We start from the raw sequence: 26,166 nt of genomic DNA, 5'->3' as shown, positions 1-26,166 counted from the left end.
GTGAGCACCGCCGAACGCGCGAACGGGGAGGAACGACCCGTGAGCGAGTGAAACGAGCGAGGGCTTCGGCGGTGCTGTGCGGTTTGCAGTCGCGGTAAGCGTCGTATCCGCGCGAGCGGCGCGAGGTGCGAACGGAGTGAGCACCTCGATGCGAACGACGAGGTACGAGCCGTGAGCAAAGCGAGCGCGGTTCGCCGCTCACTCGGCAGAACAGGTTTTCGAGAGGGACCTCAGTCGCTCGCTTCGCTTGCTCCTTCCGGCCCTCTCGAAAAAGTGGGGGGTCCGAAAGGGCTTAGTCCCGGCCCCCGAAACCACCGATCGTTCATGAAGGTGGAGATGCTGACCACCGATTTCCTCGACCGCGCCGTTGAGTGCTACGACGACGTCGTTGGCGTCGTCGCCCACGACGGAACCGAATATACGTACGCCGAGTTCGCCGATCGGGTGAACCAGGTCTCGAACGCCCTTCTGGAGATGGGTGTCGAACAGGGCGACCGTGTGGCGCTGCTCTCGCCGAACACCCACTACTTCCTCGAAACCCTCTACGGCGTGAACCAGATCGGCGGCGTGTTCGTGCCGATGAACTACCTCCTCACGCCCGACGATTTCGAGTACATCCTCAACGACTCCGAGGCAGGGGTCGTGATCGCGGACTACGACTACGCCGAGAACGTCGAAGCGGTCCGCGACTCGGTGCCGGCCGAGGCGTTCGTGGGCTACGAGGCCGACGACATCGAGGGCGACTGGACCGATTACGAGGCGTGGCTCGCCGGGGCCTCGACCGACACGCCGGAGCGACCCGACATCGCGGAGGATGACGACGCCTCGGTGAACTACACATCGGGCACGACCGGCGATCCGAAGGGCGTCGTCAGGACCCACCGGACCGAGCACTGGCACGCGCTCGTGTTGAACCAGCACATGGAGGTCGCGGACGACGACACCTATCTCTGGACGCTGCCGATGTTCCACTGCAACGGGTGGGGGCACACCTACGCCATCACGGGGATGGGCGGCACGCACGTCTGCCAGCGGACGTTCGAACCCGAGGGAACGCTCCGGCGAGTCCGCGAGCACGACGTGTCGTATCTCTCCGGCGCGCCCACGGTGTTGAACCGGCTCATCGCCCACTACGAGGACAACCCCGACATCGTGACGATGGGTGATCGTGACGTTCGGATTTCGACCGCCGGCAGCGCGCCCGCGACCGCGACCCTCCAGACTGTGGAGGACGAGATCGGGTGGCGGATCATCCACCTCTACGGACTGACCGAGACCGCGCCGATGATCACCACGTCGAACTCGCCGCGGCGCCTCGCCGAGCGCGGCCGGGATCTCAAGATCAACCAGGGTGCGGAGATGATCGCCACCGACGTTCGCGTGGTCGACGACGACGGCAACGACGTCCCGGACGACGGCGACACCCTCGGCGAGATCGTGGTCGCGGGCAACCAGGTGATGGATCGCTACCTCAACAAACCCGAGATCACCGAGGAGGCGTTCAACGCCAAGCTCACAGGTTATTTCCACACTGGCGACCTCGCCACGATCGACGAGGACGGGATGGTGTCGATTCAGGACCGAGAGAAAGACATCATCATCTCCGGGGGCGAGAACGTCTCGTCGATCGCGGTCGAGGACGTGCTCTACGACCATCCCGACATTTCCAAGGCTGCCGTGATCCCGACGCCGAGCGACGAGTGGGGCGAGGCGGTGACCGCGCTCGTCGTCCAGAAGGCGGACGCGGATCTGACGAGCGACGCTGTCCGAGAGTTCGCTGGCGACCATCTTGCCCGATTCAAAGTCCCGAAAAAGGTCGAGTTCGTCGAGGATCTCCCCGAGACTGCGACGGGAAAAGTCCAGAAGTACCAGCTCCGCCAGGACTTCTGGGAAGACGAGGATCGGCTCGTCGGCCAGGGCTGAGCCGCCCGTTTAGGCGGTCGCCGTGGACGGACTCGCGGCGTCGGTATCGCTCTCGATTTCGAGGAGTTCGTGGTACCGGTTCCGGATCGTCACGTTGCTCACCCCAGCGACTTCGCTGACCTCGTTCTGGGTGAGCTCTCGGTTGGTGAGGAGTCCGGCGGCGTAGAGCGCAGCGCCAGCGAGCCCGACGGGACTCTTGCCGCTGTGGGCGGCCTGTTCCTGGGCCGTCCGCAGCAGATCACGGGCGCGTCGCTCGGTTTCGTCGTTCACATCGAGATCGGAGGCGAACCGCGAAACGTACTGCTGGGGGTCCGGCGGACCGATTTCGAGGCCGAGCTCCTGATTGATGTAGCGGTAGGCGCGCTTGAACTCCATCTCGTCGACGCGCGTGACCGCAGCGACGTCCTCGACGCTCCGGGGGAGCCCCATCTGGCGGATCGCGGCGTAGAGCGCCGCAGTCGAGACGCCCTCGATCGAGCGGCCAGGCAGGAGGTCCTCCGCGAGCGCGCGGCGGTAGATGACGCTCGCGGTCTCACGGACGTCCTTCGGGACGCCGAGTGCGCTCCCCATGCGCTCGATCTCGCCGAGCGCCTGTTTGAGGTTGCGCTCCTTCGAGTTCCGGGTCCGAAAGCGCTCGTCCCACGTGCGCAGGCGCTGCATCCGCTGGCGCTTGCGCGCACTCAGCGCGTTGCCGTTGGCGTCCCTGTTCTGCCAGCCGATCTGGCTCGACAGGCCCTCGTCGTGCATCAGCTTCGTCGTGGGCGCGCCGGTGCGCTTTTTCCTGTCGCGCTCGGCCGAGTCGAAGGCGCGCCACTCGGGGCCGTGATCGATCTCGTTCTCGTCGACGACGAGACCACACTCGGCGCAGGTGGTCTCGCCGTGTTCGGCGTCGTTCACGAGTCGACCGCCACACTCGGGACAGACTCGTTCGGTCTCGTCCGCGGTGCGTTCGCGCGATTGCTCGTCGGTGTGTTCGTTCGGTTCGTGCGTGCGGGTTCGGGTTGTGTTTCCTTCCAAGATGACTACGGGTGAGCGGGTGCTCGAATGGGTGATTACAGCGGCTATGCAGGGATTGCTACACCAGTAAGTAGGGTCCGAAGCCGTTTAAACCCTCGGCCAAGATCCGCGGGAGGATCGGTGTTTCAGGCCCTGAATCGGCTGAAAACGGCCACCAGTGCGGTAGAGTCAGGTGTGTCAGCCCTCGTACGCGAGCTGCATGATCCACTGGGAGAAGGCGTCGCTCTCGGGTTCGACGTCCTCCTCCCCGACCAGCGGCGAGAGGTTGTTGCCCGCCATCAGCAGGGAGAAATCGAGGTCGCGCGCGGCGGGAGCGATGTAGTAGGTGTTGTGGCCCTCGTAGACGGTGTCCTCGCGCTGGACGAGACCGCGTTCCTCCAGTGATTCGGCGATCCGGCTCCCCTTGCGCGAACTCACGTCGAGTTCTTTCCAGAACTCGCTCTGATGGATGCCCCCGGTCGTGCGGACGAGTTCGAGACCGGCGCGTTCGTCCTCCGAGAGGTCGCCTTCGGCTGCCGTGCTCATGGTCTCTCAACGAACGGGGGTGGGTTAAAGTTGGCTTTCGACCGGCTCGAACTCCGTTCGGCACGGCGGCCCGTCGGCGTACTGGTACTCTCCGGTGCCGTCGGCATCGATCGTGAGCAGCGACGACGACCGGGTGCCGAAGTCGAACTCCTCGTGGTGGACGCACACCCCATAGTCGTGATCGCCGAGCACGTCGGCGGCCCGGTCGCGCCACTCCCGAGCACCCTCGCCTGGTTCGGGCTGGAGCGTCTCGCGGACCTGCCGTCCGTTCGCAGCCTGCTGTTCGCCGCGTTCGGGCCACGACGCCGGGATCGTGACGCGCCCGATCGCGCCGACGTTCATCACGACGTGGACGCCCGGATCGAGGGTCGTCGTCCGAAGCCCGCCGTCCCATTCGAGGAGCACGGCGGCGTTCGCGTCCGCGACGAGGAGATTGAACCCCTCGTACTCGTCGTCCTCGACGGCGCGTTCGGCGAGTCGGGCGGCGTCCTCGGCGGACTCACAGTCGAGCACGTCACGAACCAGTAGGCCGCGCGAGCGCTCGCCAGCGAGGTCGGCGTCGGTCCAGCGGTTGGTGATCGCGACGAAGATTCCATGTTCGTTGTACCCGATCCACGTCCCGCCGGCGTCGGCGTCGCGTGGCGCGATCACACCCGGACCCTCGCCGATCACCGCGGGCGGTTCGGAGGGCCGATCGAGCGCCTCGTCGCGGTTGGCCGCCACGACCACGGGGTGGTCGGCGAAGACCTGCCAGGCGACGACGAGCGTACACATGGACTCCCATTGGCGATGGGGAACCTAAACGCCGCTGGTGCGACGGCGTGCCGTGTTGCTGCGGATGACGGTGCGGGTGGCGCGCGAGAGCGCGCCATCGGCGCGCGACTCGTGCGAGGGATGACTGAGCGAGCGCGAAGCGCGAGTGAAGGAATCGGTTGGGGAGGTGTGTGGTGTAGTGCGGTTATTTGTGACCCGTGGTCCGCGGAGCTCGCCGACGGTATCCCATTTCTCCGTTCCGTTCGCGTTTCGTCGGTCAATCGCCCCGTTCACGGAGGATTTCCCGAACTGCATCGCGCTCGACGGTACCGGAGGCCGTCCGGGGGAGCGAATCGACGAACCCGATCGTGCGTGGAATCTCGAAACCAGCGAGGCGCTCTCGGCAGTGAGTCCGTAGCGTCGCGGCGTCGAGGTCCTTCTCCCTGACGACGAGCGCACCGACGCGCTCACCCCACTCGGGATCGTCGAGACCCACGACTGCTGCGCTGTCCACGGCTGGATGGGCGCGAAGCGCGCTTGCGACCGCTTCGGGATCGACGTTCTCCCCGCCGGTGACGATCCGTTCGTCGAGTCGGCCCGTGACCCACAGCCGGCCCTCGGCGTCGCGGTGGCCGACGTCGCCGGTGTGGAAGCCGTGCTCGGAAAACGCCGCCGCGGTGGCGTCGGGATCGTCGTAGTAGCCCGCGAACACCGTCGGCCCCGAGACGACGAATTCGCCCGTCTCGCCGCGATCGACGCGCTCTCCCGCAGCATCGATCACGGTGAGGTCGGTCCCGACGAGCGCCTGGCCGACAGTACCCGAGTGGGCGAACGCCGTCTCGGGACGAGCGGTGGCGACCTGGGAGGCCGTCTCGGTCATGCCGTAGGTCGGATGCACAGGAACCGTTCGGCGCGCACATCGCTCGATGAGATCCGTCGACGCTGGCGCACCGCCGAGGAGGACAAATCGGAACGAGTCGGGGAGGTCGCCGGCGTCGAGCAGCCGTCGGAGCATGGTCGGGACGAGCGACACGCCCGTGCAGTCGTACTCGACGAGCGCGTGGCGAGCCCTCGCGGCGTCGAACCCCGTTCCGTCATCGTCGACGAGCACGACTGCAGTTCCGTAGAGCGCGGAGCGCACGATCGGCGCGAGCCCCCCCATGTGGTAGACCGATAGCGGGCTCAGCCACCGATCGCCGGGGAGGACGCCGAGCCGGAACGCCGAGGCGACCGCGCTCGCGATCAGGTTCCCGATCGTGAGCACGACGAGCTTCGGCCGGCCGGTGGTGCCGGAGGTGGCGAGCATGAGACACGGATCGTCGCGGGACCACGTCGCCGGCTCGAACTCGACCGTCTCGACATCGGCGAGCGCTGTGACGGCCGCGTGTTCCGTGGCATCGACGGAGGCGACCGGAACCTCGCTCACCCCGACCGCACTCGCTTCGGTGTCGGCCCCACAGATCAGGGCTGCGAGATCGGCCCGTTCGATTCGGTCTTCAAGCTCGTTCGGAGCCAGCCGGGTGTTCAACGGGACGAGCACGCAGCCGAGCCGCAGCGCGGCGTGGAGCAGCCGGACGGCGGCGGGGTGGGTGTCGAGGAGGCAGCCGAGGTGGTCGCCCGGCTCGATCCCCAGTCCCACGAGGTGGCCCGCAGTCCGATCGACCGCCGCATCGAGCTCCGCGTAACTCCACTCCTGTCTGCTGCCAGCGTCGATCAGCGCGGTCGCGTCGGGCGTCGCGCGGGTGCGATGGGCGAGAACGTCGTTCATCGTTCTTCCGAGAGATCAGGGTCCGGAGCGTTTCCAGGGGCCTGCGGGACACACACCTCGCCGCCCGCGATCGGCGCGGGGTCGGGAACCAGATCCTCGGCGAGCCGGTCGGCGGTCGCGAGGCCACAAGCGGGCGGGTTGGAAAGACTCGCGGCGACGTGGACCGCCCCCGTCCGCGCGAGCGCGCCATCGATCGTGGTCGTGACCACCGCGTCGAGGCCGGCCTCGCGAGCGCGCAGTGCGGCCTCCCTCGCGCGATCCGGCCCGCCAAGCACCATCGGTTTCACGACGAGCACGTCCGCCGCATCCGCAGCCAGGACCGTTTCGACGGCGTGCTCAGCGAGCGCCTCGTCGAGCGCGATCCCGACCGACCCACCACGGAGCGCGGCGTGGCCCGCGAGATCGTCCGCGGCGAGCGGCTGTTCGACGAACGCGACATCGAGATCGACGAACGCGTCGAGCGCGGTCCGGGCTTCTTCGCGACTCCACGCGCCGTTCGCGTCGGCGCGGAGCGTGACATTGTCGCCGACCGCGTTCCGAACGGCGTCGATACGGGCGATGTCTGCGGCGACCTCGCGCGCACCGACCTTGATCTTGAGCGTCGAGAACCCCTGTTCGATCGCTTCGGTGGCCTCAACGACGGTCTCCTCGACCCCGCCGTCGCCGATGGTCGCGTTCGCGGGAACTCGTTTCGTGTGTTCGCCACCGAAATGGCGGTACAGCGGGACATCGGCCGCCCGTGAGCGCGCATCGCAGAGCGCGAGCGCGAGACCATGGCGGGCCGCCGGCTCGTCGGCGTTGGTGAGTGTCGTGAACGCCGCGTCCCAACCGTCGGTCTCGGCCGCTCGCCCAGCGCGATCGAGTGCGTCCCGGCAAGCTTCGAGCGATTCCGTCCAGCCTGGCAACGGGGTCGCTTCGCCGATCCCGCGGGTGCCGTCCACGTCGACGAACACCAGAAACCCCTCGCGAGAGTCGATGGTGCCGTGGGCGGTCGTGAGCGGCGTGGCGAGCGCGAGCGAGAACTGCTCGATCCTCATGCGAGCACTCCCGGGATCGCGAGGCCGAGGGCGAACAGGGCGGAGTGGGCCGCGAGCAGCTTCCCCACGCGTTCGAGCGCGGGGTTGAGCGCCGTGCCCTCGGCTCTGGTCAAGACAGTACGAGCGATCCGCGCGGCGTAGGGAAGCGTGAGTAGCGGGGCGAGCGCCAGGGGACTGTCCTCGGCGAGCCAGAAGACGATCGGGACGGCGTATGCCATCCCCGTCAAAAGGAGGAACTCGACCCGGCTCCACCGGTAGCCGATCAGGACCGCGAGCGAGCGCTTGCCGGCTGCCCGGTCGGTTTCGAGATCACGGACGTTGTTGACGACGAGGATGTTCGTCGAGAGCGCCGCGGCCGGGAGGCTGGCGACGACGGCTGCGACCGGCAGCGTTCCGAGTGGGGGACGGAGCGGGAAAGGCGGGGCCGTGGCGGCTGCCTGGACGTAGTAGGTGCCAGTGACGGCAACCAGACCGAAGAAGACGAACACGAACAGGTCGCCCAGTCCATAGGAACCGAGCGGGTAGGGGCCGCCAGCGTAGAGGATTCCGGCGGCGACGCTTGCGAGACCGATCACGACGATCGGGAGGCCGCCGACCCACACGAGGTAGGTGCCGACGAGGATCGAGAGCGCGAAGGTGCCGATCATCGCCCACCGGACCTCAGCGGGGGCGATGAGGCCGGACTGAGTAACCCTGGTAAACCCCTCGCGGTCGTCGGAGTCGACGCCCGATTTGGCGTCGTAGTAGTCGTTGGCGAAGTTCGTCCCGATCTGGATGAGGAGCGCGCCGATCAGCGCCGCGAGCGCGGGCAGCGGGGCGAACGCACCCGTCCCGACGGCGAGTCCGGTGCCGACGACCACCGGCGCGGCGGCCGCCGGCAGCGTCTGTGGACGAGCGGCCATCACCCACGCTTGCCGCCGTGAAACCTCCTGCGTACTCATTGTCGGAAAATCGGCCTCCCGTCGCATAGTGACTGCGGTTTCACGGGGTAGCCCGGATCGTCGACACGGAGTGAGTGGAAGGATCGACACGGGGCGGAGGATAGTAACGACACGAAGACGAAGAGGTTTGTAGCCACCCCGGGAACCACCGGCGTGAGCTACGCAGAGGCTTCTGATCGCCGGTCGCGATACGAGACGGTCGGGCTCGTCGTCGGTTTCTTCCTGCTCTCGACCGCCGCGGCAGCCTACGAGATCGCACCCGCGAGCGTCCTGCCGCTGGTTCGATCGTCGATGGGGATCGACGCGAGCGCGGCTGGCTGGCTGATGAGCGTGATGTACGCGACCGCTGTCGTCGCCAGCGTTCCGGTCGGGATCGCGCTCGATCGGGTTTCGGTGCGCCGGGCGATGACGGTCGGTGGGATCGCACTGCTCGTGGCGGGCGTCTGGGGCTGGTTCGCGGCGGCGGCCGGCGCGTACTGGTGGCTGCTCGTCTCGCGCGTGCTCGGCGGGATCGCGTACGTCCTCTTCTGGAACGCTGGCGCGAACACCGTCGGTCGCGCCGTTGATCCCGAAATCCGCGCGACTGCGGTCGGGATCTTCACCGCGAGCGCACCGGTCGGGTTCGCGCTCGGCCAGTTCGGGAGCCCGCTGCTCGCGCGGCCGTTCGGCTGGCCCGCAATCTTGCCCGCGTTCGCGGCGATCGCCGTCGTCGGCCTCGGCGTCTTCCTGCTGGCGACCCGCGGGCGATCGATCGATGTCGAGACGGACAGCCCCGACCGCGACGGTTTCGTTCGCCTGTTCACCGATACCGCTGTGTGGACGCTCTGTGCCTGCTGTTTTCTCGCGTACTCGCTGTACCTCTTTCTCAACACGTGGCTGCCGAGCTTCATGGTCGAGCAGTTCGGGGTTCCGCTAGCGGTGGGTGGGGTGCTGACCGCGCTCTTCCCGGCGATCGGGGTCGTCTCGCGATCGAGCAGTGGAGCGCTCTCGGATCGGGTGTTCGACCGTCGTCGCCGCCCCGTGGCCGTGGCCGCTTTCGTCGTCGCGACTCCCGCCGTCGTCGCGTTCGCCGTGGTGTCGCGGGTCGCGGTGCTCGTCGTGGTGCTGGTCGTCAGCGGCTTTGCGGTCCAGCTTGCCATCGGTCTGCTGTTCTCGTACGTGGCCGAGGTCGTCGCCGCCGAGGTGCGGACCACGGCGGTCTCGCTGCTGACGAGCGTCGGGCTGTTCGGCGCGTTCGTCGCCCCGATCGCCGCCGGCCGGATTATCGACAGGGTGGGCTACCAACCGGCGTTCCTGCTCGCGGGTGTCGTTTCGGTGCTCGGGATCGTCCTCGCGTGGCGTGCGCCCGAACCGAGTGAGTGAGTCACTAACCCACCCACCGGATCGATTCGGCATCTCTTTTTTGCCCCGGGTCACCGACGGATGCACGATGGGTACGAGCCGAGTCCGGTGGTCGGTAGATCGATGAGCACCCACGCCGAGCGCGCACGCGAGATCCTCGGGTTCTCACGATGGTGGCAGATCGCCGCCGCGGTGGTGATGATGGCGCTCGTGAGCCCCTATCAGTACGTCTGGTCGTCGATACGGGGGCCGCTCGCAAACGACCTCGGCATCTCCCTGCCGGCGCTCGGGCTCGTGTTCACGCTGTACGTCGTCTTCCAGTCGGGATCGCAGTTTCCGGTGGGGTGGGTCCGCGATCGCCACGGGCCACGCGGCCTGACGGTGCTCGCGGGCGTGCTCGCCGGCGGTGGCTACGTCGGGCTCGCCCACGCGACCCAGCTCTGGCACGTCTACCTCCTCTACATCCTCGGCGCGATCGGCGTCGGGATCGTCTACACCGTCGCGGTCAACACCGCCGTCAAGTGGTTCCCCGACCGGCGCGGCCTCACGACCGGTGCGGGGACGATGGCCTTCGCCGCCGGGAGCGCGCTGTTCGTTCCCTACGTCCGGGCGAACGCGACGATCGACGCGTTCTCGGGGGTCTTGCAGAACATCGGCCTGCTGATCGCCGTCGGAGTCGTCGTCGGGGCGCTCGTGCTCCGTGATCCGCCAGCCGACTTCGTGAACGGCGACGAGAGGTCGGCGGCGTCCGGCGACGCGGACACGGCGACCGACGGCGCGGAAACGGAGGCCGACGGCGGAACGAGCGCGCACTCGGGGACGGACGACGGTTCGGATGCCACGACGGACGGCACGGCATCCGGTACTCGCCAGTACACCTGGCGGGAGGTCGTCGGGACGTGGCAGTTCTGGCTGCTGTACGCGATGTTCGTCGGCATCTCCGGCGCGAACCTCATGCTCGCGGCGAACCTGATCCCGTTCGCGGAGAACGTCGGCCTGTCGGCGGTGATCGCGACGGCATCGGCGACGCTGCTCCCGATCGCCGACGGAGTGGGGCGGCTGAGCGTTGGCGGCATCTCGGATCGACTCGGACGGAAACGATCGATGATGGTGGCGTTCGCGCTCTGTGGGATCGGGCTGTTCGCGCTCGTCGGGATGGGTGCGGTCGGAACGTCCGTCGGCTTTCTCGGTGCGGTCGCCGTCGCCGCGTTCTTCGAGGGCACCCAGTACACGCTGTTCCCGAGCCTCGTGGCCGATTACTACGGTCACGAACACTCCTCGACGAACTACGCGGTGCTCTACTCCGCGAAGATGATCGGCGGCGTGTTCGGCGGCACCGCCGTGGGCTGGCTCGTCGCCGCGACCGACTGGTCGGTGGCGTTCCTCGTCGGCGGGGCGCTGGCGATCTGTGCCAGCCTCGGCGCGATCGTGTTGCGCCCGCCCGACGATGCGGCGGCCAGCTGAGAGTCGCCTGGATCGAACTGGAGGTGTTCTCTCGATCGCGGTCGATGTCGGCCGACGGGTTATTCGAGCCACCGGACGACGAACGGTCGTGAGCGATTCGAACTTCGACGACTTCGATCACGAGTCGCACATGCGACGGGCGTTCGAACTCGCCCGCGAGGCCACGGACCGTGGCGACCGCCCGTATGGCTCGGTGCTGGTCCGTGACGATACGGTCGTGATGGTCGACTCGAATCGCGTACTCACCGAGGACGACGTCCGTCGTCATCCCGAACTCAACCTCGCGTATCGCGCGTGTCGGGAGTTCGATCCAGACGAACGCGCAGGGATGGCGATGTACACTAGCACGGAGCCATGTCCGATGTGCGCCGGCGGGATGCGTACCGCGGAGCTCGGCCGGGTGGTTTACAGCGTCGGTGGCGACGAGCTCCCCGACTTCGGCGGCAACGAGCCGTCGGTCCGGTCGGCGACGATCCTCGACGGCGTTACCGACGTCGTCGGCCCCGTCCTGAACGACGAAGGACGACGGATCCACCACGAGTCCGACTGACGAATCCCGACCGCTGCCGACAGCCGGCGGCTGCCGGCGGCCGTCGTCGTGGTTCAACTGGCGCGCTGGTCGTCGTCGATCGTCGTCGGCGTGTCGACGCCGGTTGCCGAGCCAACGCTCATGCGATCCAGCATCGGTCGGCCGAGCCTCGGCCTACGGCGATCGGACGATTCGGAGGCGTCCGGGGTGGTACCATCCCGAGCGAACAGTTCGACGAGGACTTTCAACGTTCCCAGCACGACCGGGCCGAAGAACACACCAAGGAAGCCGAACACGAACAGTCCGCCGGAGATGCCGAGGACGAACAGGCCGGGGTTGAGACCCGCCTCGCGACCGCCGATCATCGGCCGGAGGTAGTTGTCGGCGATGCTCACGAGCGTGGCTCCGTAGACGAACAGCACGACGGCGGCGAGAGGTCGACCGAGGACGAACAGGTAGATCGATGCGGGGAGCCAGACGATCGACGCACCGATCAGCGGCAGAAGTCCGAGCACGACGGTGACGACCGTCCAGAAGACGGTGTTCGGGAAGCCGACCACAACGAACCCGATACCGGTGAGCACGCCCTGGACGGTCGCCACGGCGACGTTGCCGACGATCACCGCCCAGAGCAGGCGGTCGACGCGTGCCACGAGTTCATCCCAGTCGTCCCCGGGGACCGGGGCGACGTCCCGAAGCCACCGAACGAACCCTACACCGTCGGTGAGGAGGTAGTACGAGAGGAACACCAGCACGGTGAGGCCGATGACCACGTTCGAGAGGCCGCCGAACAGACTCGCCGCACGACCGAACAGCGCCGCACCGCTCTGCCCCTCGACCACGCCGAGCACCGCGTCGGGTGTGAGTGTGCTGCCGATCGCGCCACCGATATCGATCGTGACGCCGACCTGTTCGCGGAGGAAGCGTTCGATCGTGTCGATCCCCAACCGGCCGGTCCGGAGGGCCGTCAGCACCTGGACGGCCTGGTTCGCCGCAACGGCGATCACTGCGCCGATCGGCAGCAAGACCACGAGCGCCGTGCCGGCGACGAGCCCGCCCGCAGAGAGTCGTGACCCGATCCGCGGTGCGAGTCGCTCGTGGACCGGGTGGAGAACGTAGCCCAACAACACCGCGAGCAGGACGTACTGGAGCAACGGGAGGACCAACAACAGCGAAAGCGTCCCGAGACCCAGGATCGCCGCGACGAACACCCCTCGTTCGAGGTTCATACCCGCATTCCAGCCGGAGGGATACTAAACTGCGGGGCCGTTCCGAGCGATGTAGCGGTGGTCGCGATACCACGACGATAGCGCACCCGCCGTTCCGGTACGGCGAATCTCGGGCTCAGTCGTCGGCGGACGCGCCGGTCGCCGAACCCTCGCCGATCGCTTCCGGAGCGGCTGTTGGATCCTGATCGAACGTGACCGTCTCCTCGACCTGGGTGTAGACGAGTACCGCGCCGAGGGCGGCCGCCGCGGCACTGGCCGCAAAGGGCGCGGCGAGATCACCCGCGAGCGCGAGGATGACGTCTATCGAGATCGAACAGCCCCACGTTCACAAACTTCCCGCCGAAACGCGAACACCCCACGACCGAGCCACGTCGTCGCGCTGCCTGTCGTTTTGCCGCTCGTCACCGCGGCCGCCGTTGCCTCCTGCTGCGAGCCGATCGAGACGATCGGAACGACCGGACGCCACCGCTTCGTTCGTCCGTCGCTAGTCCATGCTACCTTTTTAACTAACCAGTCAGTCAGTGTTTGATGAGTGCTCCAGCCATCCGTGATTTGAGAGAAAGTAACAGCCTTACGTCCTCTCCGGGACGCGGAGATCACGGAGTACCTGTGCTTCGAGGGCGTCGCGCACTTCGACGGCCATGTTCTCGTGGTCGAGCGTGACGTGATGGACGCGGCCGCCGAGCATGGTCGCGAGCACGAGCGTTGCCGTCTGCTCGGCGTCGACGTCGTGGAAGACGCCCTGCTCGATACCGTCGTCGATGACTGCCGTCAGCATGTCCACCAGGAGCTCGTAGTTCGTGGTGAGCTGTGCGCGGTACGCGTCGTTGTGCGGGGCCTGCGACCGGAGTTCGAGCAGCGCCGCGTGGAACTCGTGGTTGCTCCGGGTCGCTTCGTCGTCGTCGCCAAGCCCGAGCAACAGCTCGTCGACGAGCGCGTCGAGGCGGTCGTTCGGGTCGGCGTCCTCGCCGACGGCGAGCCGTTCGGTGAAGCGATCGAGGAGGTAATCGAGAAAGGCGACGAGCAAGTCGTCCTTCGTGTCGAAGTGATAGTGGATGACGGCCTTGGTCTTCTCGAACTCGTCGGCGATCGCCTGCATCGTGAGGTTCGCGTAGCCGTGTTTACTGAGCGCGCGATACGTCGCAACCATGATCTCCTCGCCGGTATCGACCGCCTCACGATCGGTCCCCGAAGTGCTCATCGCCCGCACCGTGGCGTTCCACGGACATCAGGCTTGGCTACGAGGAGCAGCACTTGCCTGCTCGGGGCCTGAGACGTCAGAATCAGCCGTTTCACGCGATCAGTAATGCCAGGGAACGTCCGAGAAATCCGGTTCCCGCCCTTCCATGAACGCCTCGCGTCCCTCCTGGGCTTCGTCGGTCATGTACGCGAGTCGGGTGGCCTCGCCCGCGAAGACCTGCTGACCGACCATCCCATCGTCGGCGGCGTTGAACCCGTATTTCAGCATCCGGATCGCGGTCGGCGACTTGCCGTTGATCGTCTCAGCCCACGAAAGCGCCGTCGATTCGAGTTCGTCATGCGGCACCGCTTCGTTGACCATCCCCATCTCGGTGGCCTCGTCGGCGTCGTAGGTCTTCCCGAGGAAGAACACCTCACGGGCCTTTTTCTGTCCGATCTGTTTCGCGAGATACGCGGAGCCGAACCCGCCGTCGAAGCTCGCCACGTCGGGATCGGTCTGGAGGAACTTCGCGTGCTCGGCGGAGGCGATCGTGAGGTCACAGACCACGTGGAGAGAGTGGCCGCCACCGACCGCCCAGCCCGGCACCACGCAGACCACGGGCTTCGGAATGTGGCGGATCAGCCGCTGGACTTCGAGGATGTGGAGCCGACCCGTCTTCGGTTGGTCGTCGTCGTTCGACTCACGCTCGTCTTCGGTTCCGTCACTGCCGTCACTGTCGCCGTACTCATAGCCAGATCCACCACGGACCGACTGATCGCCGCCCGAACAGAACGCCCAGCCGCCGTCCTTCGGCGACGGCCCGTTCCCCGTGAGGAGAACACAGCCCACGTCCGTCTGGCGTTTCGCGTGATCGAGCGCGTCGTAGAGTTCGTCCACCGTTCCCGGCCGGAAGGCGTTCCGGACCGCGGGTCGGTCGAAGGCGATCCGGACGGTGCCGGACTCGGTGGCGCGGTGGTAGGTGATGTCCGTGAAATCGAATTCGGCGATCGGTTCCCACTTCTCAGGATCGAACAGGGCCGAAACCATGCGTCTCGTCCGAGCCGACAGCCGAAAAAGGTTGGTCGTTCGGCGGCCGTCGGTAGCGGTACGTGAAACCGGAGTGGGCGCGCTTGTACTTCCCCAAGGACGGCCCGGCAGCAGCGCCGCGTCGGGCCGGATCGCTGCCGCGGGCCGCGCGGCTCCCCGGTCCTCACCCACGAGCCCGAAACCGGATCAGGCTCGTTCGAAAACGGTCCCGTTGCAGTTCCCGCACGTCGACGGGTTCCGGTAGTACTCCTTCCCGCACGACCCGCACCGCCAGTTCGCCCCGAAGAGCCTGCTGAGAACGCTCATGCCAGCCGGTAGTACCGCGCGACCGAAGGCCTATCGGTCGTCGGTCCAGCGGCTCCCGGGGAAGAGTTGTCGAGAGTCACCACCGGACCTCACTCGTCGATCGCGTCGCACGCCCGCTCGTGGACCGTCTCGCGGAACTCGTGGCTCGTCCCAGTATCGAACTCGACCTCGATGATCTGGCTGCCGGCGCTTTCGAGCGATGCCTGGTAGGCGTCCCGAAACGCATCGCGTTCGTCGACTCGGACGAACTCGAAGCCGTAGATATCGGCTGTCGGCGCGAAATCGAGACCGTGTGGGGTCTCGAACTGCTCGGTGAAGGGAGGATCGAACTCGGCGATCGGGAGCATCCGGAAGATCCCGCCGCCGTCGTTGTTGACGACGACGATCGTAGCGTCGACCCCGCAGCGCGAGAGCGCGAGCAGGCCGTTCATGTCGTGGTAGTAGGCGAGATCACCCACCACGAGCACGAGCGGGTCGTCGGTCGTGCTCCCCACGCCGAGTCCCGACGACACGATCCCGTCGATCCCGCTCGCCCCCCGATTGCCGAGCACGGTGAGGCCGGCGTCGCGGGGCCGCCCGAACCGGTCGGCGTCGCGTACGGTCATCGAGTTCGAGACGAACACCGTTGCGGGGTCGGGTGCGTTCGCGATCACGTCTCCCGGAATCGTGCCTTCGAAGAACTGGTCGTCGTGTGCAGCCTCAACTGCGTTCCAATAGTCTGTCTCGGCCGTCCGAAATCGCTCGCGCCACGCCTCGCTCGCAGACGAGTCGGTCCGCTCCGCCCGCTCCGCCCGCTCCGCGAGCTTGCGCGCGAGTCTGTTCGGATCGGCGATCACGAGATCGCTCGCCGTGAAGGTGGCCTCGCGCCACTCGCCCGCCGGGTCGACGACGAACTGACGTGTTCCCGACCCCCGTACCGCGTCGCGGAGGTAGTTTCTGAGGGCCTTCGAGGTGGGCGACGCGCCGACCCGGAGGACGACTTCGGGAGCAGGCCAGTCGTCGACCGTGCGCGCGTCGAGATACGAGTCGTAGCCGCCACACACGGGAACGTCGAGCTCGGTGAGATGGGGACCATATCGGAGCCCCGAGAGCGGGTCCGCGAGCACTGGAAAGCCGGTCGCGCTCGCGAGTGCGGCAACCGCCGATGGGTCGAGCGTCGTGCTCGGCCCGGCGACGACGAGGCCGCGCTCGGTTGCGAGCCCCTCACGAACCCGTTCTATGCTGTGATCGTCGAGTTCGGCTCGGCCGGATTCGGTCCGGACGAACGGTCCGTCACGGCCCGTCGCGGCGAGCGGTTCGTCGTCCTCGAACCCGTCCGGCACGTCGCCCGACACGGGGATGGGTTCGAGCGGCTTCCGGAGCGGGAAATTGAGATGCACGGGACCGGACGGCGTCCCAGTGCTGGCCGCGAGTGCGCGGGCAGCGTCGACCCGGAGCGAGCGGAGCTTTCGGCCGTCGGCCGCGGGTTCGGGGAGATCACGATAAAACCGGACCGCCGACCCGTACAGCTTCTCCTGGTCGATGGTTTGATTCGCGCCGCTGTCGCGGAGCTCGGGCGGCCGGTCGGCGGTCAGCACGAGCAGCGGGACGCGCGCCTGGTTCGCCTCGATCACCGCGGGGTGGAAGTTCGCGGTCGCAGTCCCCGAGGTCGAGAGCACGGGGGTGACCTCGCCGGTACGTTTCGCCCGCCCGAGTGCGAAGAAGGCCGCCGAGCGCTCGTCGAGGTGGGAAAAGATTCGAATTTCGGGGTGGTCGGCGAACGCCACGGTGAGCGGCGTCGAGCGGCTGCCCGGCGCGATACAGACCGCCGAAACCTCTCCCTTCGCGAGTTCGTCGACGAACGTCTCGGCCCAGAGCGTGTTGCGGTTCGGCCAGTTCGAATAATTGCTGGAGTCGCGCTCGTCCCCAGTCATTCGCGTTCGAGTTCGTCGAGCACGGGCCGGAACTTCGGCCCGAGTTCGGCCCACTCCTCGTCGGGATCGGAGTCGGCGACGATGCCGTTACCGGCGTAGAGTCGGGCGTGGCGGCCACCGGCGACCGCCGATCGGATCCCGACCGCGAACTCGCCGTCGCCCGCGGCGTCGAACCATCCCATCGGGGCGGCGTACCACCCGCGATCGAACGGTTCGGTCTCGTGGATGACCTCACGCGCGCGCTCGGGCGGCAGCCCGCCGACCGCGGGCGTCGGGTGAAGCGCCTCGACGACGTCGAGAACGTGTGTATCGTCGTCGAGGGTCGCGGTGATCGGTGTCCGGAGGTGTTGGATGTTCGCGAGCTTCCGAACGCCGCGCTCGCCGACCCGAACCTCGCCGAGCGGCGCGAGCCGTTCGCGGATGGCGTCGACCACGACCCCCTGTTCGTGGCGGATCTTCTCGCTGGTTTCGAGCGAGCGCGCGAGTTCGGCGTCCGCTTCGGGCGTGTCGCCGCGCGCGACCGATCCCGCAAGCGCCTCGGTTTCGACCGCCTGACCCGTGATCTTCACGAGGCGCTCTGGCGGCGGACCGAAAAACCCGGACTCGGCCGTGGGTTGGACGAGGAACCGATAGCACTCCGGATAGGTCCGTCGGAGGCGTTCGAGGGTGCCTGGCACGTCGATCGACGAGGCGAGGTCGACGTCGAGGGCGGTTGCGAGCACGACCTTCCGGAGGTCGCCCGCCTGAATCCGCTCGACGACTGCCGCGACGCCGTCGGTCCACTCGTCCTTCGAGGCAGTCCGTCGAGTGGCGGTGACTCCCGGCCCGCCGCCGCTCGGGCGCATCATCGGCAGATCGGTGATCGCGTCGTGAGCGGCATCGAGATCGGCCGTGACCGTCGCTGGATCGAGGTCCGGCCCGGCTGCCGTGACGGTCAGCCACGTCCGATCGTCGGCTCGAGTGAGTTGGACCCGCGGGACGACGAACAAAGCCCCAGGGAACCCGGTCCACGGCGGAGCGGGTTCGTGCGACGGGTCGAACGCGAGCCCGCCGATGGCCCGCGGGCGTGCGGCAGGTGGTCCGTCGGTGTCGCTGTCGGCGAACAGCGCCGCCGCGTCTTCACGGAGCGTGTCGAATCGGTCGGGCCCGGTGGCCGTGAGCGTGGCCGCCGCGTCGCCGCCGACCAGTTCGAACCCATCGGGTGTCGCCCACGACACGCGCGGTGCCGACTGGCTGGCGAGAAATGCTGAAAAGGACAGATCGGAAACCTCCCGCGTGCGGCTTACCAACCGCCCGCCCGCGACGTTCGTCGGTCGGCCTTCGTTCCCTGCCTGTTCCATTACCGGACGTTCGGGTGGCAAGCCCTTGAGCGTGTCCTTCCACCGCTCTCGCCCGGTTTTCGCCATCTCGTCGCGTATCGATCGAACGATCACGAAAGTCAGCACGACGCCGACCGACGAGTTGGTGTAATTGCCGCGTCACCCTGTGAGAACACGTCGCTTCGGTGCCGGCCGACGACCGATGTGCAGTTCGATCCGCCGTCGCCGAATTTCTCACGGATCGCTCCGACGAAACGAGCCATCGATCGGTCTACGGAAACAGTAACGAATGTTTCCGTTTCGATCGGTGTTTTTTCACACAAGCGAACCGATGTTCCCGTCAGAGTTAAATACCCTTCTGTCGAAGCACGATTGCTCCGATGCCCAAGGTAGAGATCACGATCCCGGAACAGCTCGAAATGCGGATCGCTCGGATGGTCGAGGAGGGAGAATTCCTCAACCGCGAGGAAGCCATCGAAGAGCTGATTTCGGCCGGTATGCGCGCGTATCAGACGAGTGGGCCCACGGACGAGGACGAGGAACCGGGCCTCGAAGACGACGGTATGATGGGTCACGAGGACGAGTACGTCTTCTGAACTCCGAGTGGGGTACGTGACCACGCTTGGGACAACGATTAAACCGAGCCCAATCGTACAGACGGGTAATGCACAAAGACGAACTGCTCGAACTCCACGAGCAGATGGTGCTGATCACCGAGTACGTTCAGGACCGCGAGGAGGTCGATCCCGGACTGTTCGACGAGTACGCCGAACTCGACATCTCTCCCGACGACGTCCACAAGTCGAAAAGTGAACACAAACACGCCGTGTTCGTCCTCGGCAACGCCCTCGCGGAGGGGATGAGCGAGGACGAGTTCTCCGACGCCGGTCGGATCGGCAAACGGATGCGCGAGCTCGCCGACGACACCGAACAGAAGCTCTAACAACCCCACTTTTTACTCCGGAGGGTCGTCGTAGGCGACCCTCCGGAGTAAAACCTGTCTTCGTGAGCCGGAGGCGAACGAAGGCTCGGAAGACGAGCGAAGCGAGTCTTCCGGTGGACTAAAAACACCCGCTCACTCGTTCCTCCGGAAGAGCAAGCTCTTCCGTGCTCCGCTCGCCTTCGGCTCGCGGGAACTCCGGCACTCGTTCGCGGCGAACCGCGCTCGCTTCGCTCGCCGTTCGCATCGAGGTGCTCACTCCGCTCGCACCTCGCGCCGCTCGCGCGGATACGACGCTTTCAGCGACCGCACCGCGACTGCAAACCGCACAGCACCGCCGAAGCCCTCGGCCGCGGAGCGGCCTCGCCCTTCATCCGCTGTCAGAGAAACCTCCGACAAGCCTCGTGCTCGTTTCACTCACACGAGACGCCAGGAGAGCGAAGCTCTCCTGAGCCTCGATTCGCTGTGCTCGTCAGGACGCCAGGCCCGCTACCGCACCGCCACCACAACCACACAGCAACCGCAGCGCATCGCCTACTCCGGGCGCTCCATCCGAAAGCGGCCGTCGGTCCGGCAGTAGTAACTCCCGGAAAGCCGGCCGATCGCGTCGAGTTTCTCCACGTCGAGCTTGCCGTCGGTCGTCACGTCCTCGTCGAGATAGACTGAGACGACTTCGCCGAGCACCATCGTGTTCGAGCCGACGTCGATCGACTCGTAGAGCTCGCACTCGAACGCGACCTCGGCCACGGCGACCCGCGGCGGCGCGACCGTTTCGGAGGCTGTCCGTTCGAGACTTGCGTGATCGAACTCGCTTTCCTCCGGTGGAAGCGTCGCGCTCGTGACGTTCATCGCCTCGGCGAGCGGCTCGGTGACGACGTTGACGACGAACTCCTCGGTGTCGAGCGCGTTACGCGCCGTATCCGAGAGGCCCTCGGGCTGATTCGATCGATCGGTCGGCGCGAACATCACGACCGGCGGCGACGTACTGACGACGTTGAAAAACGAGTACGGCGCGAGGTTCTCGACGCCTTCCGGGGAGAGCGAGCTCACCCACGCGATCGGCCGCGGGATCACCGCGCCCGCGAGCGTACGGTACAGCGAGCCGTCGAGCTCGTCGGGATCGATGCGGGTCACGCTGTTGGGCCGCCCCGCTCGTCCGGCGAGTCGATCTTCTCGCTGCCCGGTTCAGCCTCGTCGACGGTGAACCCCGGGCCATGCGTGGCGATCTCGAACACCAGCCCGTCGGGATCGTTGAAGTAGATGCTCTTGAAATAGGTGCGGTCACGAACGCGCGACACGCGAACGTCGTGGTCCATCAGGTGCTCGCGCCACTCTCGAAGGGTCTCCTCGTTCTCGACCCCGATGGCGAAGTGGTGGGACGCCCCCGGACCGGGCTGGCCCTGCGAGTTCGGGTACTCGAAGTACGTCACCGTCATCCCGGGTTCGCCCTCGGGCGTCAGCGAGAAGTAGTAGTGCGGTGTTCCTGGGTCGTCGTAGTTCTCGGTCATTTTGACGGTATGGAACCCGAGCACCTCCTCGTAGAACTCCTTCGTCCGTTCCATGTCGGTACAGATGTTCGTCACGTGGTGCAGGCCGGTGGTGGGTGGTGTGTCTGGCATAAATCGAAAATTCGGGGTGGCTTCGCGAGCTATTCGTCGGCGGGACCGCGCGAGAGGAAAAAGAGCGCACCGCCGAGCAGCGCGGTGTTCTTCAGGAAGTGGATCACCTGCTGTTCGCGCTCCCCGTCCTCCCGGTTCCAGAAGTCGTGCATCGTGGGCGTCACGCCGACGAGAAACGCCGCGATCGCGCCGGCGGACAGCCGCGGGGCACGACCGAGGACGACCCCGAGACTGCCGGCCAGCAACATGCCGCTCGAAAGCGGCACGAGTCGGTCGGCCGCGGGCACGCCGTTCGACTCGGCGTACGCGGCCATCCCGTCGATGTCCCGGAGGTTGTCGATCGCGGTGAACGCGAGTACGCCGCCGAACAGCGCGCGCCCGAGTGTCGAGAGTCGTCCCATCAGACACTCACCGTCCCGTGAGCCGGCGATCGATTCGCGATGCGTCGTCGGAGAGTAGTAGTCGGTATCACTTCGATACCGGGTTAGCGTCGGGCACGTATATCACTTCCCGGACGCCGATGTAACGAGGTGACATCGATGCCATCGCACCGATTATCTCGATCCGTTTCCACGGGGCAAAACCGCGATCAGAACGCGCCGATGCCGAGCGCGAACGGCCAGTCGACGCCGCCGGCCGCGAGGAAGGCCAGCGCCCCGCCGGTCATGGCGACGTTCTTGAGGAAGTCGGTCAGCTCTGACTGCTGTTCCTCCTCGGAAACCGCCCAGAAATCGTGCATCATGACCGCCGCGATCGGGAGGAACACGGCGATCGCGCCTCCCCCGAGCACGGGATAGATCCCGAAGACGATTGCGAGGCCGCCGAAGAGCAGCTGGCCGCCGCTGAACGGAACCAGCAGACTTGCGGCCGGGATGCCCTTCGCGTCCGCGTAGGGAACCATCTGGTCGGCGTTCATGAAGTGGTTCATACCCATGAACGCGAGCACGCCACCGAACAGGAGCCGCGCGACCAGGAAGACGATTCCAGCGCCCGACGCATCGAAAATGCCAGCCTGGAGCGCGATCACGGATGATTTCCCGTGGAGACCGGCCGATCGATCGTCGAACGATTCCGGGTGTCGTCGGAGTATCCGCAAGTCGGTATCACAACGTTACCTAGTTGGAATCCGAACTTATATATTCTCTCGCGGACACGTATGTAATCAGGTATCACCGATGTCATCCCAGCAATCACGCCACGGCGAGGAGGCGTGCGCCGTCGTGGATTCGCTCGACCAGATCGGGTCGCAGTGGCGTCTAGTGGTCCTCCACGACCTCCAAGACGGCGAGAAGCGGTTCAACGAGCTCAAGCGCTCGACCGACGCGAGCTCACGCACCCTCTCGCGGGTGCTCGATGATCTCCAGACGGCGGACCTCGTGCATCGCCGGATCGAAGAGGACGCCCCGATCGCCACGTATTATCGACTCACCGAGAAGGGCGAGGCGCTGTGTCCCGTTTTCGACGAGATCGAGGCGTGGGCCGACGAGTGGCTCAATGGCGCGGGTCGCTCGTAGCCAGGACTCCGATCAGTCGTAGTTCTCGGGGTACGCGTCGGCCAGCAGGTCGGGCCGATCGGCGAAGCGCTGGCGGATCGGATCGATAGCCGACGAGATGGATTCGGCGGCAGCGTTTTTGAGGTCCTGGGGGTGGAGCTCCTCGCTCACGAAGTCCGCTTCGAGGTCGTCGTAGCTCTCGTAGACGAGATCGCCGCCGTACTCCTCGGGGCGCTCGATGCGAAAGGCCTCCCCACGCTCGTCGAGGATCGGGAAGACGAGGTATTCGACGTACTCGAGCACGCCGTTGTCCTCGACCTCGCCCTGCGGGCAGTACGCCCCTTGGAGTTTCTCGACCACGGTGTCGGGATCGTCGGTGAGGTTGACCTTTGATTGCTCGTCGGAAGCGCTCATCTTCCCACCCGCGAGACCGGAAAGCAGCGGGGCGAACACACAGATTGGCGGGTCCTCGCCGCGGTCGTCGAACAGTTCACGGCTGAGCATGTAGATGCCGCGCTGGTCGATCCCGCCGTAGGCGATGTCGGCGTCGAGCGCGTCGACATCGAGAGTCTGCATCAGCGGGTAGAGCAGCCCGCCGAGGTTGGGGTTCTCCGCCTGGCGAACCACCTCGCTGCCGGCGCGTTGGACCCGCGAGATCGTGGTGTCGGCCGCCATTCGAAGGAGTTCGAGCGAGTAGTCCGCATCGAGTTCGAACTCGCGTCCGCGGACGAACTCGATGTCGTCGGGGTCAGCCCCAGCGGCCTCAACCATCCCCTCGATCGCCTCGCGGTAGTACGCAGAGCGGGCGTCGAGCAGGTCGAACGGGCTCTTCTCGTCGTCGAGGTGGGCGTGGAGGTCCGCGATCAGCACCGTGACGTCGAGATCGGCGCGGAGGAAGTCGGCGAGCTTGCGGATCGTGGTGAAGTGACCGATATGCATCTCGCCGGTCGGCGCGTAGCCGATGTACACCGTGGGATCGTCGTCGGCCAGCAGTCCGTCGAGCTCCTCGTTGGTGACGACCTCGGCCGTGTTCCGCGCCACGAGCCGCTTTCGCTCCGCGTGGTCCATACGCTCTCTGCCCCGTGAGTGCGGTTAAGCGATTCCCTTCGATCCCCGGTAGTAACCAACGGCACCGATAGACACACTATACACTATACTTTAGAACTGAAAACTCAAAAATCGACTGTGAGAAGATGCCGTCGGGAACACCGAGACCGATCGTAGAAATACGTTTTTTGCACGCAATATCCACTTATAGCCGATTTCTGGCTCCATGTCTCCCTCCACCACGTTCGACAAATAAAATTGAATATTCGCTGAGGGAACTTCCACACTTCATCGACTTTAGTTGCTTCCCTGTCGCCTCAGAGTCTTGGCTTCACGATCCAATCGGCAAATCTGCTCTTCAAAAAGATACAAACTAATATATTGCTCTCTAAAGCGATCAGTCGCTTTCGATGAGTGGTTGACGAGCATAGTGAAATTACTTATAATTATCCTGATTCTCCGGCCGCGATCGGCCTCACTTCTCGTCGGGACGAATCTCGAACGACGACTCGAGATCGTTCACCAGGACACGGTACCTGCCGCTTTCGATGACGTGTCCTTCACCCGGTTTGTGGAACCCGAAGTTGGTCACAGGGATCGAGAGGCGTACATCCGCCGACTCGCTGGCGTCGAGATCGACGCGCTCGAACCCCACCAGAAAGCGCCGCGGGCGAACGCGCGAACTCGTCTCCTGGGTGGCGAAGACCTGAACCGTTTCGGTGCCGCGCCGGTCGCCGGTGTTCGAGACCGTCACCGTCACGTCCACGTCGTCCGCCGGGCCAATGTCGTCCGATCGAACCCGGAGATCGTCGACCGCGAACTCGGTGTAGCTCAGTCCGTGACCGAACGGATAGAGTGGATCGTAGGAGTCGGGATGCTCGTCGTCGCCGATGGGAGTGGGATGTGCGAGGTGGTCGTGGTGCTGCGGCAGGTCGCCCATCGAGCGCGGGATCGAGACCGGGAGTCGTCCGCTGGGGTCGTTGTCGCCGAACAGGGTCTCGGCGATCGCGGTGCCGCCCTCGGTTCCGGGGTAGTACGCCATGAGGATCGATGGGACGTTCTGGGCCATCCAGTCGACAATTAGCGGCCGACCAGTCACGAGAACACCGACGACCGGCGTGCCGGTGTCGTGGACTCGTCGCACCAGGTCACGCTGAGCGTCCGAGAGATGGAGATCCGAGCGTGTCGGCCACGAACCAGTCTCGACACCCGCCTGCGCGGACGGCCCGAACTCGTGGAGATACCACCCCTCGCCGAGTGCGAGCACCGCCACGTCGGCCGCCGCTGCTTTCTCTACTGCGGCGTCGATATCGCGGTTCTCGTTCAGTGTCGCCCCTTGCTCGTAAGTCACGCTTCCCTCGCTTTGGTCTTCGATGGCGTCGAGTACCGTATCGCCAGGCACGCCCGCGGACTGGGGAACGCTCCAGCCGCCGAGCTGGTGGACGATGTCGTCGGCGTTCGGCCCCCCGACGAACACGTCCTTGTCCCCGTCGAGCGGAAGGAGCCCGTCGTTTTTCAGCAGGGTCATGCTGTCGCGGGCGGCCTCGCGCGCGATCTGCCGGTGGTCGGCGCTGCCGAGGGTCTCGTGGGCTGCGTCCGCGTCGACGAACGGATCCTCGAACAGCCCCATCTCGAACTTCACGCGAAGGATCCGACGAACGCTCTCGTCGAGTCGCTCTTCGTCGATCTCGCCCGTTTCGACCAGGTCGACGAGGTGGTCGGCGTGCTCGACGTGGCCCACGGAGGCGATATCGAGCCCGGCGGCGTGGGACTGGCGCACGCCGTCACGCTGGTCTGTGGCCGTCCGGTGGTCGTCGGCGAGGTGGCGGACGCCGTTCCAGTCCGAGACGACGTGGCCCTCGAACCCGAGGTCGTCACGGAGGAGATCGCTGAGAAACGACTCGGAGCCGTGAACGGGTTCGCCGTTGATCGAGTTGTACGATGGCATCACCGATTCGACACCCGCGTCGAGCGCCGCCTCGAAGCCGGGGAGGAAGGTGTTCCGGAGCTTGTACGCCGAGACGTCGACCGGCGAGGCGTCCTCACCGCGCTCGGGCTCGCTGTACGCCGGGAAGTGTTTGGCGGTGGCGATGACCGAATCCCCGTGATCGATCCCGTCGCTCTGGTAGCCGCGCACTTTCGCCGCGGCCAGGTCGGCACACAGCCGCGGACTCTCGCCGAACGTCTCGAAGATCCGGCCCCACCGCGGATCACGGCCCACGTCACAGGTCGGCGAGTAGTTCTGGTGAGCGCCCATTCGGCGCACCTCGGTCGCCGTGATTCCCGCGACGGTTTCGGCGGTTGCGGTGTCCCACGTCGCCCCCGTCCCGAGCGCGTTCGGGAACACCGTCGCGCCGGCGACGTACGCGTTTCCGTGGACCGCGTCGACGTTCAACAGGAGCGGGATCCCCAAGTCGGTTTCCTCCATCGCGAACCGCTGGAGGTCGTTGACCGTCTCGACCGTCTCCTCGATCCCCGTACACAGCGCACCGGCCCAGCCGAACGGCGCGGCGACGCCGATGTGGTGGTCGCGGATCGCGGCCTTCGCGTCCTCGCTGTCGTTTTCGTGACGGAGCTGTCCACACCACGTTCCGACGAGCTGGCCGGCCTTTTCGGCCGTGTTCATCCGATCGAGAAGGTCGTCGACACGCACCGACGTGGATTGCTCCGACTGACGGTACGGGACGTTCGCGTCGTTCGAACCCATGGCCCGAAATTCACTCAAATAAGTAAAAACGTTCCGGCGATGTTCCGTCGTCCCGAAATCGGTCCCTG

The 26,166-nt window shown here is 66.2% G+C and carries 24 protein-coding genes; 7 read left to right on the top strand and 17 right to left on the bottom strand.

The features are described 5' to 3' along the window. The first annotated feature begins 324 nt into the window (after positions 1-324). Positions 325-1,923, top strand: a complete 1,599-nt coding sequence (locus tag PHA81_RS00605; protein WP_005043350.1) for a long-chain-fatty-acid--CoA ligase — start codon at positions 325-327, stop codon at positions 1,921-1,923. 9 nt (positions 1,924-1,932) lie between these two features. On the opposite strand, the gene PHA81_RS00600 is transcribed toward PHA81_RS00605, so the two are convergent. From PHA81_RS00600 to PHA81_RS00575, 6 genes are all read right to left on the bottom strand, one after another. Further along, positions 1,933-2,940 (bottom strand): TFIIB-type zinc ribbon-containing protein, encoded by a 1,008-nt coding sequence (locus PHA81_RS00600; RefSeq protein WP_005043348.1) that lies wholly within the window; start codon positions 2,938-2,940, stop codon positions 1,933-1,935. Between the two features lie 177 nt (positions 2,941-3,117). Then, positions 3,118-3,465: a hypothetical protein gene (locus PHA81_RS00595; RefSeq protein ID WP_005043346.1), complete on the bottom strand. Its 348-nt coding sequence runs from the start codon at positions 3,463-3,465 to the stop codon at positions 3,118-3,120. 24 nt (positions 3,466-3,489) lie between these two features. After that, entirely contained in the window at positions 3,490-4,239 is a 750-nt protein-coding gene (locus PHA81_RS00590) for an NRDE family protein (RefSeq protein WP_005043344.1), read from the bottom strand. Between the two features lie 256 nt (positions 4,240-4,495). Next, positions 4,496-5,986, bottom strand: a complete 1,491-nt coding sequence (locus PHA81_RS00585; RefSeq protein ID WP_005043342.1) for an AMP-binding protein — start codon at positions 5,984-5,986, stop codon at positions 4,496-4,498. After that, positions 5,983-7,023 (bottom strand): o-succinylbenzoate synthase, encoded by a 1,041-nt coding sequence (menC, locus tag PHA81_RS00580; protein ID WP_005043340.1) that lies wholly within the window; start codon positions 7,021-7,023, stop codon positions 5,983-5,985. Before menC ends, PHA81_RS00585 begins: the two co-directional genes overlap by 4 nt. Further along, entirely contained in the window at positions 7,020-7,964 is a 945-nt protein-coding gene (locus PHA81_RS00575) for a 1,4-dihydroxy-2-naphthoate polyprenyltransferase (RefSeq protein ID WP_049910102.1), read from the bottom strand. The genes menC and PHA81_RS00575 overlap by 4 nt, the downstream gene beginning before the upstream one ends. Positions 7,965-8,117: 153 nt before the next feature. Between PHA81_RS00575 and PHA81_RS00570 the strand changes: the two genes are divergently transcribed. The 3 genes from PHA81_RS00570 (at position 8,118) to PHA81_RS00560 (ending at position 11,319) form a co-directional block, all read left to right on the top strand. After that, positions 8,118-9,326: an MFS transporter gene (locus PHA81_RS00570; RefSeq protein WP_005043337.1), complete on the top strand. Its 1,209-nt coding sequence runs from the start codon at positions 8,118-8,120 to the stop codon at positions 9,324-9,326. 60 nt (positions 9,327-9,386) lie between these two features. Then, complete coding sequence (locus tag PHA81_RS00565) at positions 9,387-10,769, top strand: OFA family MFS transporter (protein ID WP_005043335.1); 1,383 nt, start codon at positions 9,387-9,389, stop codon at positions 10,767-10,769. An 88-nt stretch (positions 10,770-10,857) separates the two neighbouring features. After that, complete coding sequence (locus tag PHA81_RS00560; protein WP_241430341.1) at positions 10,858-11,319, top strand: nucleoside deaminase; 462 nt, start codon at positions 10,858-10,860, stop codon at positions 11,317-11,319. A gap of 53 nt (positions 11,320-11,372) precedes the next feature. On the opposite strand, the gene PHA81_RS00555 is transcribed toward PHA81_RS00560, so the two are convergent. From PHA81_RS00555 to PHA81_RS00535, 5 genes are all read right to left on the bottom strand, one after another. Further along, the gene (locus PHA81_RS00555; protein ID WP_005043331.1) at positions 11,373-12,527 is read right to left on the bottom strand and encodes an AI-2E family transporter; all 1,155 of its coding nucleotides are present in this window, start codon (positions 12,525-12,527) and stop codon (positions 11,373-11,375) included. Between the two features lie 571 nt (positions 12,528-13,098). Continuing rightward, positions 13,099-13,728: a TetR/AcrR family transcriptional regulator gene (locus PHA81_RS00550; protein ID WP_005043330.1), complete on the bottom strand. Its 630-nt coding sequence runs from the start codon at positions 13,726-13,728 to the stop codon at positions 13,099-13,101. Positions 13,729-13,827: 99 nt separating this feature from the next. Next, positions 13,828-14,754, bottom strand: a complete 927-nt coding sequence (locus PHA81_RS00545) for a 1,4-dihydroxy-2-naphthoyl-CoA synthase (RefSeq protein ID WP_005043328.1) — start codon at positions 14,752-14,754, stop codon at positions 13,828-13,830. A gap of 395 nt (positions 14,755-15,149) precedes the next feature. After that, complete coding sequence (gene menD / locus PHA81_RS00540; RefSeq protein ID WP_005043326.1) at positions 15,150-16,973, bottom strand: 2-succinyl-5-enolpyruvyl-6-hydroxy-3-cyclohexene-1-carboxylic-acid synthase; 1,824 nt, start codon at positions 16,971-16,973, stop codon at positions 15,150-15,152. Further along, a complete protein-coding gene (locus tag PHA81_RS00535; RefSeq protein WP_005043325.1) occupies positions 16,970-18,418 on the bottom strand; it encodes an isochorismate synthase in 1,449 nt (482 codons plus the stop codon). Before PHA81_RS00535 ends, menD begins: the two co-directional genes overlap by 4 nt. A gap of 254 nt (positions 18,419-18,672) precedes the next feature. On the opposite strand from PHA81_RS00535, the gene PHA81_RS00530 reads away from it, so the two are divergent. Both PHA81_RS00530 and PHA81_RS00525 read left to right on the top strand, forming a co-directional pair. Then, on the top strand, positions 18,673-18,888 hold the full coding sequence (locus PHA81_RS00530; RefSeq protein ID WP_005043322.1) for a surface glycoprotein: 216 nt from the start codon (positions 18,673-18,675) through the stop codon (positions 18,886-18,888). Positions 18,889-18,956: 68 nt separating this feature from the next. Further along, positions 18,957-19,235 carry a UPF0058 family protein gene (locus tag PHA81_RS00525; RefSeq protein ID WP_005043319.1) on the top strand — a complete coding sequence of 93 codons (279 nt, stop codon included), beginning with the start codon at positions 18,957-18,959 and terminating at the stop codon, positions 19,233-19,235. A 531-nt stretch (positions 19,236-19,766) separates the two neighbouring features. On the opposite strand, the gene PHA81_RS00520 is transcribed toward PHA81_RS00525, so the two are convergent. The 4 genes from PHA81_RS00520 to PHA81_RS00505 all read right to left on the bottom strand — a co-directional run bounded on the left by PHA81_RS00520 (position 19,767) and on the right by PHA81_RS00505 (position 21,878). Next, positions 19,767-20,366: a flavin reductase family protein gene (locus PHA81_RS00520; protein ID WP_005043317.1), complete on the bottom strand. Its 600-nt coding sequence runs from the start codon at positions 20,364-20,366 to the stop codon at positions 19,767-19,769. Further along, on the bottom strand, positions 20,363-20,851 hold the full coding sequence (locus PHA81_RS00515) for a VOC family protein (RefSeq protein ID WP_005043316.1): 489 nt from the start codon (positions 20,849-20,851) through the stop codon (positions 20,363-20,365). The genes PHA81_RS00520 and PHA81_RS00515 overlap by 4 nt, the downstream gene beginning before the upstream one ends. 29 nt (positions 20,852-20,880) lie before the next feature. After that, positions 20,881-21,252, bottom strand: a complete 372-nt coding sequence (locus PHA81_RS00510; protein ID WP_005043314.1) for a DoxX family protein — start codon at positions 21,250-21,252, stop codon at positions 20,881-20,883. Positions 21,253-21,440: 188 nt separating this feature from the next. After that, positions 21,441-21,878: a DoxX family protein gene (locus PHA81_RS00505; protein ID WP_085945728.1), complete on the bottom strand. Its 438-nt coding sequence runs from the start codon at positions 21,876-21,878 to the stop codon at positions 21,441-21,443. 148 nt (positions 21,879-22,026) lie between these two features. On the opposite strand from PHA81_RS00505, the gene PHA81_RS00500 reads away from it, so the two are divergent. After that, a complete protein-coding gene (locus tag PHA81_RS00500) occupies positions 22,027-22,365 on the top strand; it encodes a helix-turn-helix domain-containing protein (protein ID WP_005043311.1) in 339 nt (112 codons plus the stop codon). 12 nt (positions 22,366-22,377) lie between these two features. Here PHA81_RS00500 and PHA81_RS00495 read toward each other — a convergent pair whose 3' ends face one another. After that, complete coding sequence (locus PHA81_RS00495) at positions 22,378-23,412, bottom strand: tyrosine--tRNA ligase (protein WP_005043310.1); 1,035 nt, start codon at positions 23,410-23,412, stop codon at positions 22,378-22,380. Between the two features lie 454 nt (positions 23,413-23,866). Next, the gene (locus PHA81_RS00490; RefSeq protein WP_005043309.1) at positions 23,867-26,098 is read right to left on the bottom strand and encodes a glycoside hydrolase family 3 N-terminal domain-containing protein; all 2,232 of its coding nucleotides are present in this window, start codon (positions 26,096-26,098) and stop codon (positions 23,867-23,869) included. Between the last annotated feature and the right edge of the window lie 68 nt (positions 26,099-26,166).

Source organism: Halococcus sp. PRR34 (genome assembly GCF_028617175.1).
GTDB lineage: Archaea > Halobacteriota > Halobacteria > Halobacteriales > Halococcaceae > Halococcus > Halococcus salifodinae.
This window is presented reverse-complemented; position numbering and strand designations above follow the sequence as displayed.

Coding starts and splice junctions, on each gene's coding strand:
- PHA81_RS00605 (WP_005043350.1), top strand. CDS start 325: ATGAAGGTGGAGATGCTGACCACCGATTTCCTCGACCGCGCCGTTGAG.
- PHA81_RS00595 (WP_005043346.1), bottom strand. CDS start 3,465: ATGAGCACGGCAGCCGAAGGCGACCTCTCGGAGGACGAACGCGCCGGT.
- PHA81_RS00500 (WP_005043311.1), top strand. CDS start 22,027: ATGTCATCCCAGCAATCACGCCACGGCGAGGAGGCGTGCGCCGTCGTG.
- PHA81_RS00530 (WP_005043322.1), top strand. CDS start 18,673: ATGCCCAAGGTAGAGATCACGATCCCGGAACAGCTCGAAATGCGGATC.
- PHA81_RS00515 (WP_005043316.1), bottom strand. CDS start 20,851: ATGCCAGACACACCACCCACCACCGGCCTGCACCACGTGACGAACATC.
- PHA81_RS00555 (WP_005043331.1), bottom strand. CDS start 12,527: ATGAACCTCGAACGAGGGGTGTTCGTCGCGGCGATCCTGGGTCTCGGG.
- PHA81_RS00550 (WP_005043330.1), bottom strand. CDS start 13,728: ATGAGCACTTCGGGGACCGATCGTGAGGCGGTCGATACCGGCGAGGAG.
- PHA81_RS00510 (WP_005043314.1), bottom strand. CDS start 21,252: ATGGGACGACTCTCGACACTCGGGCGCGCGCTGTTCGGCGGCGTACTC.
- PHA81_RS00565 (WP_005043335.1), top strand. CDS start 9,387: ATGCACGATGGGTACGAGCCGAGTCCGGTGGTCGGTAGATCGATGAGC.
- PHA81_RS00585 (WP_005043342.1), bottom strand. CDS start 5,986: ATGAACGACGTTCTCGCCCATCGCACCCGCGCGACGCCCGACGCGACC.
- PHA81_RS00525 (WP_005043319.1), top strand. CDS start 18,957: ATGCACAAAGACGAACTGCTCGAACTCCACGAGCAGATGGTGCTGATC.
- PHA81_RS00545 (WP_005043328.1), bottom strand. CDS start 14,754: ATGGTTTCGGCCCTGTTCGATCCTGAGAAGTGGGAACCGATCGCCGAA.
- PHA81_RS00590 (WP_005043344.1), bottom strand. CDS start 4,239: ATGTGTACGCTCGTCGTCGCCTGGCAGGTCTTCGCCGACCACCCCGTG.
- PHA81_RS00495 (WP_005043310.1), bottom strand. CDS start 23,412: ATGGACCACGCGGAGCGAAAGCGGCTCGTGGCGCGGAACACGGCCGAG.
- menC (WP_005043340.1), bottom strand. CDS start 7,023: ATGAGGATCGAGCAGTTCTCGCTCGCGCTCGCCACGCCGCTCACGACC.
- menD (WP_005043326.1), bottom strand. CDS start 16,973: ATGACTGGGGACGAGCGCGACTCCAGCAATTATTCGAACTGGCCGAAC.
- PHA81_RS00575 (WP_049910102.1), bottom strand. CDS start 7,964: ATGAGTACGCAGGAGGTTTCACGGCGGCAAGCGTGGGTGATGGCCGCT.
- PHA81_RS00490 (WP_005043309.1), bottom strand. CDS start 26,098: ATGGGTTCGAACGACGCGAACGTCCCGTACCGTCAGTCGGAGCAATCC.